Below are 16,280 nucleotides of genomic sequence, written 5' to 3' on the forward strand. Positions count from 1 at the left end.
TCGCACCCTTAGCCTTCTTTCTGATCATCCTCCCCGCACCAAATCCCGATGCGTCAAATAAAGCCGTAGATCGAACTCGATTTGGTGATACCCCGGCTGCATCAATTCGCAAAGCCGGTAAAACGCCTTGTTGTGATCGTTCTCTTTCAGGTGCGCGAGTTCATGCACGACAATCATCCGAAGAAACTCGGGAGCCGTATCCTTGAAGAGCGATGCGATCCGTATCTCTTTCTTCGCCTTGAGCTTGCCGCCCTGCACACGTGAAATCGCCGTATGAAGACCGAGCGCATGACGCAGCACATCGAGCTTGCTGTCGTAGATAACCTTGTCGATGGAAGGCGCCACGCGCAGAAACTCGCTCTTGAGCTCCGCACAGTATTGATAGAGCGCGCGGTCGGACTGCACCGCGTGCTTCTGCGGATAACGCGCTTCGAGATAGCTGCCGAGCTGTTGCTGGGCAATCAATCGGCGCACTTTGTCCTGTAGCGTATTCGGATAAGCGCTCAGGTATTTCAGCTGTTGCATGACGATAAAAGTCGATAGATAAAGATGCACGAAGGCGCGCACGCGCAGCGTTGTTTTATTCATTCTAGTCAACGCTGCGCCATCTCGCCGCCGAAAGAACCATGAGCGGTGTTGCAGGTCCCGCATTTACGTAAGTTTCTGTATCCGCCCGCTCCGGCAGACGCGCGCCATGCGAACATCTGCGCTCTTCATTGCAAGCAGGACAAGGCAGTCATGGCATCGAGCAAGGCCCATCACGCGACCGGGTGGGCTGCGGGAATCATCGCGGCGGCAATCGTTGGCCATATGGGCAACATCGGCAGCGCGCAAGGCATCGACAAGACCAGCGGCGGCATGTATTACCTTTACCTTGCGCTGGCGTTACTTGCTGGGGTAGCCGGTGCAACCGCGCCGGACTGGCTCGAAGTCGCCTGGTGGAGCAAGAGGCGCAAGCTCTGGATCACGCATCGCACGCTGACGCATTGGGGCATCGGCTGGGGCGCCTTGCTTGCGCTTTCGTGGCATCTGTTGAGACAACATCCCGCCGCGGCGGTCGGCTTCGGGTTCGCGTGCGGCGGCATCATGCATCTGCTCGCGGACTGGCCCAACCCGCTCGGCGTGCCCTGGATCGGTCCGCGTCATTCGCTCAATCTCTGGACGAGCGGAACCTGCGACCTGATCGTGGTCGGCTTGTCATGGGTTGCCGCGTTCTATGTCGTGGACGATCTCTGGTTCCATCACGCGCATGTTCGCATGCTGCTGAACGCGGTGCATGTGCTGACCGGTCCGGCATGAAGGCATCACCCCGTTAGAATGTCCGTTGCCTAATCTCTCGCAACAGGAGCCCTTGCCGATGCAACCGAATCACGCGCGAAGCCGTTTCCTTTTCCTGATCACCGCTCTCGTGATGCTGTTCGCCTTCTCCGGGTGCGCGAGTCTGCTCAACCGCGACAGCATGCGCGTGAGCGTCGCGGGCATCGAACCGCTCGAAGGGCAGGGGCTCGAAATGCGCTTCGCCGTGAAGCTGCGCGTGCAGAATCCGAACGATACCGCCGTGAACTTCGACGGCGTCGCGCTCGATCTCGACGTCAACGGCCGTTCCTTCGCAAGCGGCGTCAGTCCGCAAAGCGGCACGGTGCCGCGCTTCGGCGAAGTCGTGGTGTCGGTGCCGGTGACGGTGTCGGCGGTATCGGTGGCGCGTCAGGCGCTCGGCTATGCATCCGGCGACTCGGTCAGCAAGGTCTCCTACGTCGCGCGCGGCAAGCTCGCGGGCGGTCCATTCGGCGGCACGCGTTTCTCCGACTCCGGCACCATCGACTTTCCCGGCGGCAACGGCGCGTTGGGTTACTGAGCAGCCCGTCTTCGGGCTGTCGCGCGTTCGTCATCGTGACGGAATAAGGTGCCCTGACGAGCGCTCGCGCATTGTGCATCCGCACATGGTCCATCCAAGGCTTCCGCACGACGGGGCGCATAATCCTGCAGAGCATCCGACAGACTCGAAAAGACTGAGGAGGGCACCATGCTGGTCAGGAACGAAGCGCAGGTCGAACATCTCATCAAGGATCTGCTCGAATTCGCACACGGGCGTCTGCCTGACGCCGCCTTCCAGCTCATCGAGCCTTTCCTGCGTCATTACTACGACCAGGTGGATATCGAGGACATCGCGAGCCGCGATATCGCCGATCTCTACGGCGCGGCCATGGCGCACTGGCAAACGGCGCAGCAGTTCGCGGGCGGGCGCGAAGTCCTGCGCGTCTACAACCCCAATCTCGAACAGCACGGCTGGCATTCCGACCATACGGTGGTCGAGATCGTCAACGACGACATGCCTTTCCTCGTCGATTCCGTGACCATGGAGCTGAACCGTCTCGGTCTTGCGCTGCATTCGGCCATTCATCCGGTGTTTCGCGTGTGGCGCGCGGATGCCGGGCCGCACGCCGGCGACATCGTGCGTATAGGACAAGGTCACGCCGATGCAGGCGATGGCCGCTCGTCGCTCGAATCGTTCATTCATTTCGAAGTGGACCGCTGCAGCGAAGGCGAGCGGCTCGAAGAAGTGCGCGAGAGCATTGCGCGGGTGCTCGGGGACGTGCGCGAGGCGGTCGAGGACTGGCCGAAAGTGGTCGATGCGGCGCGCGCGTCCATCGCCGATCTGAAAGCGCGCGATACGTCTCCCGACGGTCTCGAAGCGCGCGCCTTTCTCGAATGGATGGTGGCCGACCACTTCACGTTCCTCGGCTGCCGCGATTACGACCTCGTCGAGCACGAAGACGGTCTCGCGCTGCGCGGCGTGCCGGGTTCGGGCGCGGGCATTCTGCGCGAGCCGGCGGGCGGCGATCTCACGCCGCTGCCACCGGGCGCGGCCGCGATCGTCGAAGGCGCGGCGCCGATCTTTCTGACCAAGGCGAATTCGCGTGCCACGGTGCATCGGCCGGGCTATCTGGATTACGTCGGCGTGAAGCGCATCTCGCCCGACGGCAAGGTCACGGGCGAACGGCGCTTTCTCGGGCTTTACACATCGACGGCTTATCTCGTGCCGACCTCCGAGATTCCTATCGTGAGGCGCAAGTGCGCGAACATCGTGCGGCGCGCGGGCTTCCTCGAAAAAGGGCATCTCGCGAAGTCGCTCATCTCCGTGCTCGAACAATATCCGCGCGACGAACTTTTCCAGGCCGATGAAGACGTGCTCTTCGACATCGCGCTCGGCGTGCTGCGTCTGCAGGAACATCAGCGCACGCGTCTGTTCGTTCGGCGCGATCGCTTCGACCGCTTCGTGTCGTGTCTCGTGTTCGTGCCGCGCGACAAGTTCAACACCGACCTGCGCCGCCGCATATCCAAAGTGCTGATGGAGGCGTTCAACGGCAAGAGCATCGAGTTCACGCCGCTGTTGTCGGAGTCGCCGCTGGCGCGGATTCATATCGTCGTGCGCGCGGATCGTGGCGCAATGCCCGAAGTCGATACGCGCGAACTCGAAGCGCGCGTCGTGCAAGTCGCGCGCCGCTGGCAGGACGATCTCGCCGATGCGCTCATCGACAGTCACGGCGAGGAAGAGGGCAACCGGCTGTTGCGCCGTTATGCGGATTCGTTTCCCGCCGGTTATCGCGAGGATTATCCGGCACGCACGGCGGTGCGCGACATCGAACTGATCGAGGCGACGCATTCGCGCCCCGGCGGTCTCGCAATGAGTCTTTATCGGCCGATCGAAGCGGCCATAGAACCGGGACGGCGCGCGTTTCGCTTCAAGGTGTATCGCGTGGGCGAGCCGATCGCGCTGTCCGCAAGCTTGCCGATGCTCGAACATCTCGGCGTGCGCGTGGACGAGGAGCGGCCGTATCTGATCGAGCCGAACGGCGCGCCTACCGCGTGGATTCACGATTTCGGTCTCGAATTGCAGGACGACGTGGAGTTCGATATCGACCGCGTGAAGCCGCTCTTCGAAAACGCGTTCGCGAGCGTCTGGACCGGCGAAACCGAGAGCGACGACTTCAATCGCCTCGTGCTGCGCGCGCAGTTCGGCGCACGCGACGTGACCATCATGCGCGCGTATGCGAAGTATCTGCGGCAGGTCGGCTCGAATTTCAGCGACGCGTATATCGAACGCGCGCTCACCGGCAATCCGAAGATCGCGACGAAGCTGCTCGAACTTTTCATGGTGCGTTTCGATCCCGCACGCGGCGGTTCGGCCGAAGAGCGCGAACCGCACGTCGAGCGCGTGCTCGCCGATATCGAGGCGGCCCTCGACAAGGTGCCGAATCTCGATGAAGACCGCATTCTGCGGCAGTTCCTCGGCGTCATCACGGCGACCGTGCGCACGAATCATTTCCGCCGCGAGCCGAACGGAGAACCGCGTCCGTATCTGTCGTTCAAGCTCGATCCTTCGAAAGTGCCGGGTCTGCCCGAACCCAAGCCGATGTTCGAGATATGGGTCTACGCGCCGCGCGTGGAAGGCGTGCATCTGCGCGGCGGCCGCGTGGCGCGCGGCGGCTTGCGCTGGTCGGACCGGCGCGAAGACTTCCGCACCGAGGTGCTTGGCCTTATGAAGGCGCAAATGGTGAAGAACGTGGTGATCGTGCCGGTCGGTTCAAAGGGCGGTTTCGTCGTGAAGAATCCGCCGCCGCTCACCGACCGCGAAGCGTTTCTCGCGGAAGGCGTCGCGTGCTATCAGATGTTCCTGCGCGGCCTGCTCGATGTCACCGACAACCGCAAGCCCGATGGCATCGTGCCGCCGCCCGATGTCGTGCGCCACGATCCCGACGATCCCTATCTCGTCGTCGCGGCGGACAAAGGCACGGCCACCTTCTCCGATTATGCGAACGCCATTGCGCATGAATACGGCTTCTGGCTCGACGATGCCTTCGCCTCGGGCGGCTCGGTTGGCTACGATCACAAGAAGATGGGCATTACGGCGCGTGGCGCGTGGGAGTCGGTCAAGCGGCATTTCCGCGAGATGAACTTCGATACGCAGACCACCGACTTCACCGTGGTCGGCGTCGGCGACATGTCGGGCGATGTGTTTGGCAACGGCATGTTGCTGTCGCGGCATATCCGCCTGATCGCGGCGTTCGATCATCGGCATGTGTTCCTCGATCCTAATCCGGATGCGGCCACGAGCTTCGAGGAACGTCGGCGTCTCTTTGCGTTGCCCCGTTCGAGCTGGGCCGATTACGACACCGCGTTGATTTCGGCGGGCGGCGGCATCCATGCGCGCACGGCGAAGACCATTCCCGTGTCGCCGCAAGTGCAGAAGGTGCTGGGCATCACGGCATCGAGTCTTGCGCCCGTCGAGCTGATCCGCGCGATTCTGCTCGCCGAAGCCGATCTGCTCTATAACGGCGGCGTCGGTACGTACGTGAAATCGAGTATCGAGACCAACGCGCAAGTCGGCGATCGCACCAACGACGCCGTGCGCGTGAACGGTGCGGAACTGCGCTGCAAGGTCGTCGCCGAAGGCGGCAATTTGGGCTTCACGCAACTGGGGCGCATCGAGTTCGCGCAGCGGGGCGGACGCATCAATACGGATGCCATCGACAATTCGGCGGGTGTCGACTGCTCGGATCACGAAGTCAACATCAAGATTTTGCTCGGCCTCGTGGTCGCGGACGGCGAGATGACCGAGAAGCAGCGCAACGTGCTGCTCGCGGAAATGACGGACGAAGTGGGCCTGCTCGTGTTGAAAGACAACTACGCGCAGACGCAGGCGTTGTCGATTGCTAACCGTCACGTCGCTGAAACGCTCGATGCCGAGGCGCGCATGATGCGTTATCTCGAACGCGCGGGCCGGCTCAAGCGCAAGATCGAGTTCCTGCCATCCGACGACGAAATCGCCGAGCGCGCCGCTGCAAGGTCAGGACTGACATCGCCCGAGCGCGCCGTGCTGCTTGCCTACGGCAAGATGTGGCTCTACGACGAATTGCTCGAATCCGACGTGCCGGAAGATCCGCTCGTCGCCGATCTGCTGCCCGCGTATTTTCCGAAGCCGCTGCAGCGCCGTTTTAGCGCGACCATGCAGCATCATCCGCTCAAGCGCGAAATTCTCGCCACGCATCTGACCAACGTGCTCGTGAATCGCACGGGTTGCACGTTCGTGCATCGGCTGATGGAGGAAACCGATGCGCGGCCGAGCGATATCGTGCGCGCCGCATTGATGGCGCGCGACGTCTTCAGCCTCGATGACTTGTGGCGCAATATCGACGGACTGGACAATCTCGTCGCGGATGAAGTGCAGGCACGCATGTTCGTCGATGTCGTGCGTCTGCTCGACGACACCGCACTCTGGTTTCTGCGAACGCTCGAACAAAGTCCGAGCGATGCGGCGGGCGTGCTCGCGCGTTGCCGTGAAGCCGCGCATCGGCTCGCGCCGCAACTGCCCGCGCTCTTGCCGGCCACGCAACTCGATGCCTGGTACGCGCGCCGTCGTGAACTCGAAGACGCCGGCGTGGAAAGCAGTCTCGCCGCACGTGTCGCGAGTGGCGAGATTGCCACGGCGGTGCTCGATAGCGCGGAAGTGGCCGCCTGCTCGGAGCGTGGTCTCGAGATCGTGGCGAGCGTCTACTTCAGCATCGGCACGTTGCTGGATTATCGCGGTATCGCCGAGCGCGCGATGGCTTTGCCCATCACCACGCACTGGGACTTGTTGGCCCGCGCCGCCGCGCTCGAAGAGCTCGGCCGGCTCAAGCGTGCGCTGACGGTGAGTGCGCTCGAACAGTCGAGAGGCATCGATAATCCGGATGTGATCGTGGAGAGTTGGCGCGCCAAACGCGAGGCGGCGCTCGACCGCTACACGCGCTTGCTCACCGAGCTTCGCGCGAGCGGCGGCACGAGTCTGTCGATGCTGCTCGTCGTGGTGCGCGAAATGGCGGTGCTCGAACGCGCCTGAATCAGCGGCGCTTTTTCCTGGTGGCTTTCGGTGGCGTGAGCGCGGCGGTCCAGAAGTCGGCTACTTGCTTCTGGCTGCGGCGCGTCGCCGTTTTCGTCTGTCGCCTGGCGGCCGCCGTTGCGTGGCCGCGCACCGATCCGGCGACGGCATTGGCGCCGGACAACCACATGCTCAGAAAAGGGTTCTTCATGGCGTTTGCCTGATGGTTGCGTTCGTTGATTCGTTTTTAACGCATCTCGAACGCACGGGACGTGCCCGCGCGGTGCGGTTGTGGTATTGCTTGGACGAAGCCTTGACGATCGAGGTTTTCGGTGAACGCAACATTCGCGCTGCGCCTTGCAGATGGCGGGTTGGCGCTGCGACCTTGATCGGCAAGAGAAGAAAGTAGCGACGCGCTTGGCAAATGCCGGGGCATCGCCTACGTCCTGCATGCCATTTCACGCCGCCGCGTTTGTAACGGGCGACGGACTGACAGGAGCACGGGGTCATGGCTATCGTGCACGCCACAGCGGCCTTCGCGGCCGCGTTGATGGGACTGACGCTCGCGCCCTTCGGCAAGCGCGCGCCGGCGCGGGACATTCGGGTGGCGCGCGCGTCGCTCTCGCTTCGTTTCAGCTCGCTGTTCTCCGTGCCGCCGTTCAAGCGGCATGCGCATGGTGCCGCATCGCAAGCCATTGCAGTGCCCGCGAGCATCGAACCCAATTCGTCCTTGCGCGATACGCTCGAATGCCTTCCGCTCGCGATCCTGATTCTGCAAGCCGATGGCCGTATCGAGTTCGTGAACGGCAGCGCCGAAAAGCTGCTCGGTTATGCGCGCTGCGAGCTGATCGGCGAACTCGCGGAGCTCGTCGTGCCCGGCTTGCAGATGGCGAGCCCGCAGCAGCCTGGCGATATCGGCACGACCGTCGCGCAACTCTTCGCACGCCGCAAGGACGGCACGCAGTTTCTGGCCGATGTCGCCCTCAACGCGATGCACGGCAGCGACGCCTGCCTCACGCTTGCGGTGGTCATCGACCGCACGGACCGTTACGAGCTGCAGCGCAATCGCCAGGAACTCGCGCATATGACGCGCGTGTCGATGCTCGGCGAACTTGCAGCATCGCTCGCGCATGAATTGAATCAGCCGCTCACAGCCATACTCAGCAACGCGCAGGCGGCGCAGCGCTTCATGAGCCGCGAGCCGATCGACCTCGACGAAATGCGCGAGATTCTGCGCGATCTCGTCGCCGACAACAATCGTGCGAGCGAGATTTTGCGACGCATTCGCGCGCTCGTGAAAAAGGGCGAGCTGGAAGTCGCGCCCTTGTCGATGGCTGGCGTGATCGGCGATGTCGCGTTGCTCGTGCATAGCGACGCCATCGTGCGCGGCATTCGCGTCGTGCTCGAATTGGCGCCCGACTTGCCGCAGATCCACGGCGACAAGATTCAGCTGCAACAGGTCGTGCTGAACCTGCTGCTGAACGCCTTCGACGCGATGAACGATTGCACCGGCAAGCGCGTCGTGACCGTATCGGCTGCGCGTGATGGCAATGCGTGGCTGCAAGTCACCGTGCGTGATGAAGGCGAGGGCTTGCCCGCTGCTTTCACGGACGAACTCTTCAAGCCGTTTCATACGTCGAAGCGCGATGGTCTCGGGCTTGGGCTTTCCATCAGCCGCACTATCGTGGAGATGCACGGCGGGCGCATCTGGGCGGAGAGCAACAGCGGACATGGCGCGGCGTTTCATTTCAGGTTGCCGATTCGGGATCACGTAAGGACCGCGCCATGAGCGAAGTCTTTATCGTCGACGACGATGCTTCCGTGCGCCGCGCGCTCGAGCGTCTAGTGGGCGCGGCGGGTTATCGCGTGGAGGCGTTTGCATCGGCACAAGCGTTTCTCGATCATGCGCGCAAGCGCGCGGACCCCGCGTGTCTCGTGCTCGATGTTCAGTTGCCGGGCGTGAGCGGACTCGACTTGCAACGCGCGTTATGCAACACGAGCGAGACCTTGCCGATCATCTTCATCACCGGTCACGGCGATATTCCGATGACGGTGAGCGCCATGAAAGCGGGCGCGACGGATTTTCTGTCAAAGCCCGTTGGCGATACGGCCTTGCTCAATGCAATCGATGCCGCGCTGCTTCGTTCGGCCGCGGCGCTAGCCAGCCGCGATGAAATGGCCGGAATTCAACGCCGTATCGAACGACTCACGCCGCGCGAACGCGAAGTGCTGATACTCGTGGTGAACGGCTGGCTCAACAAGCAGGTGGCGAGTGAACTCGGCACCGTCGAAAAGACCGTGAAGGTGCATCGCGCACGTGTGATGGAAAAGATGGAAGCGCATTCGCTCGCGGAACTGGTGCGTCTGTCCGACAAGGCGGGCATCTTCACTTCGGTCGGCGCACGCGCGGGGTACGCGAGCCGTGATCGTGGCGAGCGTGGCGCCGGCAATGCAGAGGTTCATTGAGCCGCGCCGGAAACTCAGGCGCGACTTCTTGCCGTTACGGCTTAGTGCGGGAAAGCGCCGTGTTCCGGTGCTTGCATCGGCGCGTGCTCGTGGTCGCGATTCTGTTCCATGCCGCGGTTGTCGGCGTGAAGCTCGTCCCGACGGCGTGCGTCCGGACGGCGTTCGTCGTGACGACGCGAATCGACGCGGCGTTCGTCGCGACGCTCTTCGTGACGGTACTCGTGCTTTTCATGCTTGTCGTGCTTGTCGTGCGCGGCGAACGCGCTCAGCGACAGCGAAGCCATGACGATCGCGGCGAAAATCTTCTTCATTTAAAGCGCTCCTGATTCCATGACCGCAAGCCGGATGGCTCGCGATGCGGAATCAACGTGCGCTTGGGTCTTTCGTTGACCCTTAGTATGCCGTTGTAAGGACTTTCAACATTTGTTCACAGATGTCGGCATGAGCGCGCGCCGTCAGAAGGGGCGGCGCGCGCTCATGCCGGCTGAGTCTTCGCTGGCATCTTCATGGACGAGCTTTTGAATCTCGATGCTCAGATACTCACGCAAGGTGCCGAGAAAACGCGGTTCCACTGCCAGCCGCAAGCGATCGAAGCGATGATTCACACGGCTGCGTTCGAGCATTTCGGCAACGGTTCGGGCGAATTGCCGGTCGCGTTCATTGGACTGCGGGGCGCGGGGCGCCGGGTTACGAAGCTCCTCGATTTGCCTGAGGTCAAGCTTAAGCCCTCTGGTTTCGAAGATCCGGGCACGGCTGTCATCGGCGGCCAGAACCCAGGTGATGGCGGTCATGTTGCTCCTCCTCCTCGCGGCCTTGAGCGCGAAGTCCCGACATTGTGCGCTTTCTCTCGCGCGTCGTCAGACATGTCTGTCACGCAGTGCAGCAAAGCGCGCGGCGGGTTCCAGGAGGAGCAACGATGTGAGGCAGCGTCATGCAATTTCGATGCGCCATGCACCGCAACGTAGGCGCATGGCGTCGAGTCCGCATCAATTCGCGAACGACAAATACGGCGAGCTGAAAGCCTGCGGCGGGAAGAGCGGCTGCACGCTGGTTTGCCGCGTGAAGCTGTATCGAACGTACACGGCAGCGAGCCATTCGCGATACTGATACGCGTTGCCGAACGAAGCCGTCGCGCCGATGGCGAGTTGCGGCGCAAGCTGGTATTCGCCCGTCGCGTTGAGCGAGTAGGACACGCCCGTCTTGCTCTGACTCGGATAGACCGCGCCGGCATCCGGTGCAAGGTTGGCCGCCGCGAACGCCGCCTGATAATTCGGCTCCGTCGGGAAGTAGTTCGACGCGTCCTGCCGATAATGCTGCACGCCGATCGAGCCCTTCAGGTCGTATGTGAAAAGCCCGGTGCGGCCCATGTATTCGACCGGAAAGTTGAGAATGACGTACTGCTGCGGACTGAAGTAGCCGCCTTGTCCGTAGGTGAAGTACGAAAGGTTTTTGTCGTAGTGCATCAAGGTGGTATTCGCGCCGATGGTCAGCGCCTGATCCGCGTCCTTGATGATTCGCGTGTACACACCGCCGCCGCCCTTGACCGCGTTGTTCGTGGCGACGTTCTTGCCGTCGAGGAACTGGTACATCGCGTTGACATAGACACCGCTCGTGCCGTCGTCCCAGGCGAGGTCGCCGCGCGCACCGATCGATGTCACGCCACCCCAGGTCGCGCCCGCAAGCTGATCGCGCGCGCCGGCATAGGACAGCAGGCTGTCCGTGACCGCGCGTCGTGCGACGGCGAGCGAGTACGAGACTTTATCGGTGATGGCGTTCTGATACTGCAAACCGCCGACGACGTTGGTCTCGCGAAAGCCGAGCGGCGTCGTGCCGACGTCGCCCTTGAAGTTGCGGTTCTCGTAACCGACCGCGAGTCCCACGCCGGTCGCCGTCTGAGAGCCGTACTGGTTGCCGGCGGCCGGAGCGATCGCGTTGATGCCGGAGCCGAAGCGCGCGAGCGTGTTCTGCTCGCTGCTGGCGGTGCCGGCGTCGAGCGTGACGGGCGTCGCGCGCACGATCACGTGGCCGTTGCCGGCCTTGATGCGGCCTTCGATGGGCGCTTCGATATCGGTGAGGTTCGAGAGACCGTCTTCGCCGTTTCGATTGCGGAAGATGATCCCGCCCGACACCGTGCTGGCCTGTTCCCGCTCGATCTGCGCGAGTTCATCGGCGACGCCTGCCGTCTGCGGATTCGCGACGGGCGCGGGCATGCCGCCTGTGTTCATCGTGGCGGCGGACGCGGCGCGCTGCCCGGTTTGCGCGGCTTGCGGATAATACGGCTGCGCGTAACCGGCGGGTGGTTGCGGCACGTACTGTTGCTGGGCGTATTGCGGTGGATAGGGTTGTTGATATTGCTGTTGCGGATACTGTTGCTGCGGGTAGGGCTGCTGATATTGCTGCTGCGCATAAGCTTGCTGCGCATAAGCCTGCTGCGGATAAGCTTGCTGATACGCCTGCTGATATTGCTGCTGCGCATAAGCCTGCTGACCATACGACGCCTGCGCGTACTGCTGCTGCGGCGCGTTGGCGGCTTTACGCGATGCCGAGCGCTTCGCCGTCGATGTACCCGCCCGAGTGCTCGCGCTTTGCGGCGCATAAGCTTCCGACTGCGCGGCTTGCGCCGCGGGCGACATCGGCCAGGGCGAACTGTTATACGCGTCCTGAGCGGCAGACGGCGCGCCTTGATACATCGGCGCTTGCTGCGGATACGGCGCGGGCTGCGCGTATTGACCTTGTTGCGGAAATGAAGCGGGTTGCGCGTACTGCGCTTGCTGAGGATACGAAGCCGGCTGCGCATACTGAGTCTGCTGACCCGAATAAGCCTGCTGCGCGCCACCCGCGCCCTGATCCTGTCCCGGGTACGGCTGCAACGGCGCACCGGATTGCCCCGAGCCATAACTGTCGGGACCATAGCCGCCCTCGACCCGACGCGGCACACTGACAGGGACGACCCCGCCACCCGACTCCCCCGACCCATCCGCCGCACCGCCATACCCACCGCCCGCAACCGGACGAGGCACATTGGCAGGCGCCCCCGGCGCGCCGTTATAAGGACTCACATAAGGCGCGGAATAAGGCACGGTCTGAGGAGGCGGCAAATAGTTCGGCACGGGCTGCGAATAAGTCGGTGTGATGTTCTGGCGATACCCCGGAAACGCATTCGATCCGGCGGCAAGCGCGGACGGCGCCGTATCGACGGCGGTCTTGCCTTCGAATGGATTGGTGCCCGGCAACGGCATCGTGCCGATACGGCTCATCGCGGTCTGCCAGTCGCGCGGCAGGTTGCTCGCTGGCTGACCGGGAGCAGGCGCGAGCGGCGTATTGGCCGCAAGCAGCGAGCGCTGCAGGAACTGCGCGGCGAGATCGAGCTTGCCTTCTGCCCGATACATCCGCCCGATCGATGCAAGCACGCCCGGATCGTTCGGCGCGGTGTCGTACGCCTGTTTGGCAAGCGTCTCCGCCAGCTTGAAATCGCGCACGCCGGTGGCGGCCGACATCGCGGCGGCTTGCAGATTCACGTCGTCCGGACGGCGCGCGAGCGCAGTTCGATAGCAGTTGAGCGCGCTGCGGTCGTCGCCCGCCGAGGTGTACATGCGGCCGAGCGCGGCCTGCAAGTCGGCGTTGTCGGGCATCGCGGCGAGCCAAGGTGCGATCACGTCGTAAGCCGCCGCGAGATTGCCGCTCTGGCGCACGTTGTCCGCCCGCGCGATCACGATTCCGACGTTCAGATTGTTGAAGTCGGCGCGTTGCTGCGCGGTGAGCGGCATCGACTGCAGTCGGCGCATCACGGAACCGAGTTCGGCGTCCTGCTGGGTCTGCGAGAGAATGCCCGCGTATTGCAGCAAGAGACCGGGATCGTTCGGCGAATTGGCGATCGCGCCGCGCGTGAGCGAGAGTGCGCGCGATGCATCGCCCGCTTTCAGATACGCCGACGCCACCGCGCCCGTCAGTTCCGCGTTGCCGGCAGCAAGCGGCTCGGCGCGACGCAGAATGGCATAGGCCTGCTGGCGCTGACCGGCCGCGGCGGCGCGCGTCGCGAGTTCGGTCTGCTGATGCACCCACAGACGATGTTGCAACGCGCCCATCGCCGGCGTGCGCTGCGCGGCGGTAATCCGGTCCAGTTGCGATAGACCCGTCGACCAGTCCTGTGTTTCGGCGGACAGAAGGGCGCTCGCGTAGAGCGCGTCGGTCATGTCGGGGTGCGCCGCGAGCAAGCCGTCCATCATGCTGCGCGCATTGCCGACCGCGCCCTGACGCACGTAAATGCGCGCGAGGTCGAGCCGTAGCCACGGATCGTCGGGGCTATTGAGCAGCGCGTCCTCGAAGAGACTGCGCGCCGTACCCAGATCGCCGCGTGCTTCGGCGGCGCGTGCCTGCGCGGCTTGCGCATCGCCACGCAGCTTGTTGATGCCGCCGGCTTTCGCCTGTTGCTCCGAGTTCAGCTTGTTGGCGAATTCGAGCGCTTCATCGCCGCGCCCCTGCGCCGCGAGCGCGCCGACGAGTCCGCGAATGGCATCGGGATTGTCCGCCTGACGCCGCAACGCCATGCGGTACGCCGCTTCCGCGCCCTTCGGATCGCCATTCGCGAGCAGCATTTCGCCGAGCAGCGTCTGCGCGGTGACATCGGCGGGACTCGTCGCGATGGCGCGTTCGAAAAGCGCCTTGGCCTTCGCGATCTCGCCGTTGCTGCGTGCGCCGATGGCATCGCTCGTATAGGTCCAGTACGTCGCGCTCGTCAGCGCGTCCTTCCAGCGCACCGGATTGCCGGCCCGCGACGCGCGTTCGAGATAGCTGCGCGCTTCCGCGAAACGCTCCTGTTTCAGCGCGATGACGCCGAGGCCGCCTAGCGCGTCGGCATCGTTCTGATCGCTTGCGAGCACCGACGAGAAACGCGCCTGCGCCGCGACCAGATCGCCGCGATCCACGGCAGCGAATCCTTCTGCGACAGTGCGACCGCGCGCATCGACGACTGCGCCCGCCTGCGCGCGTTCGCGTGCTTCCTTGTCCTGCAGCACCATCGAATCGAAACGCGCCTTGACGGCGGCATCGTCGGGCGAACCTTGCAGATACGCCTGAAACAGCGGTGCGTCCGATGCGCGCGCGCCGAGCCACAGCAGCGCCTGCCGCCAGCTCTTCTTCGCCTGCGCGCCGACCGTGCTGTCGTTCGACAACGCCGCCAGCCGGGCGATGCCATCGCGCCGCGTCGAATCGCGATACGTCAGATGCTGCGCATAGGCGAGGGTGTAGCGCGGATCGTCGGCGTTCTGGCGCGCGAGCTGTTCGAGGCCGCGTCGCGCTTCGTCCCAGCCTTGCGGCGTCGCGGCGAGCGCCTGGTAATACTCGAGCTGAAGTTCGGGCGTCGCGGGCTTGCCTCCGATGGCACGCTTGTATTCCTGCACCGCCGACGCGCTCTGTCCGCTCTGCGCGAGACGGCGCGCGTCGTTGACGGTCTGATCGCGCGCGCTGGTTTCGCCGAGCCGCCGCCCCAGATCGTCGATGTTCGGATAGTTCGGCGCGACCTGACGCAGTTGCGCGAGATACTGCTGCGCGCCGCTGCCGTCCTTGCGATCGGCGAGCACCATGCCCATGCCGAAGAGCGCATCGGGCTGCTTCGGGTCGAGGCGCAGCACCTTCTGCCACGCCTGCTCCGCGAGGTCGCCGCGCCTGTGCGACTGCCAGTATTTGCCCTGGTCGATCAACACGTTGAGCGGATCGGCACTCGTCTGCGCGATGGCGATGGCCGGCGCCGCCGCCGCGAACAATGCCGCGATGCGGATGGCCAAGGTACGTTGTCTGGCCCGCATCAGCATGCGCTTCTCCAGTTCGGCACGAGACGGCCGGATTCGTCGAAGCGATAGCGGCCTTCGACAAAGCCGCCACCGAAGAGACCGAGCACGCGGTCGTAATACACCGGTTCGCGGCCCGCGCCCGGCGGCGCGACGAGTGCTTCGAGATGCGTGCGCGCGAGGCCCAGGCCGTGCTGGTCGTTCAGCGCCTTGAAGTATGGCGCGAGCGCGCCCCAATACGAGAGCGGGCCTTCGCCGCTGGCCGTACCGGTCGTCGAAGAAACCTTCTCCGGCGGAAATCCCGTCTGCGCCACGCTCTGGCGCATGCCGCCGAGCGCGTCGAGCCAGGGCTTCGCGAGCGGATCGCCCGCTGCCGTCATGCCGGCCCAAAGATAGACGCGGATCGCGTCGTAGCTGCCGGTATCGCCGCTTTTTGGATCGACCACGAACTGGCCGTTCTGACTCGTTTGATACGCCGCCCAGTCGGGCGCATAGCCGCGCGGCGCGGTGATCTTGATCATGCGCGCGGCGCTTTGCGCGAGCTTCGCCCACGGGCCGTCGGGCATGTCGCGAGCCAATGCGCGCAGGAGCGGCAGCGGCAGATAGCTCGGGTTCAGACGCGTGACATCGCCCGTGCGAAAGCCTTGCGGACCGGGCAGCAGCATCGGCCCGAGGCCCGGCAGATCGACCACTTCCTGCTTGGCGATCTGCGCCGCGAGCGCCTGGCCGAGCTTCGTATAAGCCGGCTCCTTCCACAGCCGTCCGGCTTGCAGCAAGTCGTATGCAATCCACAAGTCCGAATCCGATGCCGAGTTCGGGTCCATCACGCCATAGCTGCCGTCCGGCTTCTTGCCCCATTGCCACGAAGGCAGACGCACGTTGTTCGCATCGAACTGATTGCCGGCCAGATTGGCGCGCGTCCAGTCGAGCAGACGGTCGAAAGTCGCGCGGTCGTTGGCGACCAGCGCGAAGAAGAGAGCGTAGGACTGGCCTTCTGAGGTGGTCTGCTGCGCGTCGGTGGAATGGTCGACGACTCTGCCATCAGCCTGCACGACGCGCTCGACGAACAACCGATACGCCGGCCATTCGCATTGCTGTGCAGCTTGTGAACTCAACGCCGCGCCGGCAAGAACACCCGCGACGGCGGCCTTCGAAATTGAACCCCGCAT

The 16,280-nt window shown here is 63.9% G+C and carries 11 protein-coding genes; 5 read left to right on the forward strand and 6 right to left on the reverse strand.

Features of this window, described 5'->3' with window-relative positions:
• Positions 1-24 precede the first annotated feature (24 nt).
• A complete protein-coding gene (locus ACYQ47_RS01740; RefSeq protein WP_244829716.1) occupies positions 25-525 on the reverse strand; it encodes a M48 metallopeptidase family protein in 501 nt (166 codons plus the stop codon).
• 213 nt (positions 526-738) lie between these two features.
• Between ACYQ47_RS01740 and ACYQ47_RS01745 the strand changes: the two genes are divergently transcribed.
• The 3 genes from ACYQ47_RS01745 to ACYQ47_RS01755 all read left to right on the forward strand — a co-directional run bounded on the left by ACYQ47_RS01745 (position 739) and on the right by ACYQ47_RS01755 (position 6,880).
• A complete protein-coding gene (locus tag ACYQ47_RS01745; protein WP_244828604.1) occupies positions 739-1,299 on the forward strand; it encodes a metal-dependent hydrolase in 561 nt (186 codons plus the stop codon).
• Between the two features lie 58 nt (positions 1,300-1,357).
• Complete coding sequence (locus ACYQ47_RS01750; protein WP_250509897.1) at positions 1,358-1,855, forward strand: LEA/WHy family protein; 498 nt, start codon at positions 1,358-1,360, stop codon at positions 1,853-1,855.
• A 168-nt stretch (positions 1,856-2,023) separates the two neighbouring features.
• Complete coding sequence (locus ACYQ47_RS01755; RefSeq protein WP_459904300.1) at positions 2,024-6,880, forward strand: NAD-glutamate dehydrogenase; 4,857 nt, start codon at positions 2,024-2,026, stop codon at positions 6,878-6,880.
• Position 6,881: 1 nt separating this feature from the next.
• Here ACYQ47_RS01755 and ACYQ47_RS01760 read toward each other — a convergent pair whose 3' ends face one another.
• Entirely contained in the window at positions 6,882-7,070 is a 189-nt protein-coding gene (locus ACYQ47_RS01760; protein WP_244828599.1) for a hypothetical protein, read from the reverse strand.
• 297 nt (positions 7,071-7,367) lie between these two features.
• Between ACYQ47_RS01760 and ACYQ47_RS01765 the strand changes: the two genes are divergently transcribed.
• Both ACYQ47_RS01765 and ACYQ47_RS01770 read left to right on the forward strand, forming a co-directional pair.
• Positions 7,368-8,648, forward strand: coding sequence for a sensor histidine kinase (locus tag ACYQ47_RS01765; RefSeq protein ID WP_459904302.1), 1,281 nt, complete (start codon positions 7,368-7,370; stop codon positions 8,646-8,648).
• Positions 8,645-9,325 carry a response regulator transcription factor gene (locus ACYQ47_RS01770; RefSeq protein WP_459904303.1) on the forward strand — a complete coding sequence of 227 codons (681 nt, stop codon included), beginning with the start codon at positions 8,645-8,647 and terminating at the stop codon, positions 9,323-9,325. Before ACYQ47_RS01765 ends, ACYQ47_RS01770 begins: the two co-directional genes overlap by 4 nt.
• 41 nt (positions 9,326-9,366) lie before the next feature.
• Here ACYQ47_RS01770 and ACYQ47_RS01775 read toward each other — a convergent pair whose 3' ends face one another.
• From ACYQ47_RS01775 to bcsZ, 4 genes are all read right to left on the reverse strand, one after another.
• Complete coding sequence (locus ACYQ47_RS01775; protein WP_250466672.1) at positions 9,367-9,636, reverse strand: hypothetical protein; 270 nt, start codon at positions 9,634-9,636, stop codon at positions 9,367-9,369.
• 144 nt (positions 9,637-9,780) lie between these two features.
• Positions 9,781-10,116 (reverse strand): host attachment protein, encoded by a 336-nt coding sequence (locus tag ACYQ47_RS01780; RefSeq protein WP_244828591.1) that lies wholly within the window; start codon positions 10,114-10,116, stop codon positions 9,781-9,783.
• Positions 10,117-10,311: 195 nt separating this feature from the next.
• On the reverse strand, positions 10,312-15,129 hold the full coding sequence (locus tag ACYQ47_RS01785) for a cellulose synthase subunit BcsC-related outer membrane protein (RefSeq protein ID WP_459904814.1): 4,818 nt from the start codon (positions 15,127-15,129) through the stop codon (positions 10,312-10,314).
• Entirely contained in the window at positions 15,129-16,280 is a 1,152-nt protein-coding gene (gene bcsZ / locus ACYQ47_RS01790) for a cellulose synthase complex periplasmic endoglucanase BcsZ (RefSeq protein ID WP_244828587.1), read from the reverse strand. The genes ACYQ47_RS01785 and bcsZ overlap by 1 nt, the downstream gene beginning before the upstream one ends.

It is taken from the genome of Caballeronia sp. HLA56 (assembly GCF_054655155.1).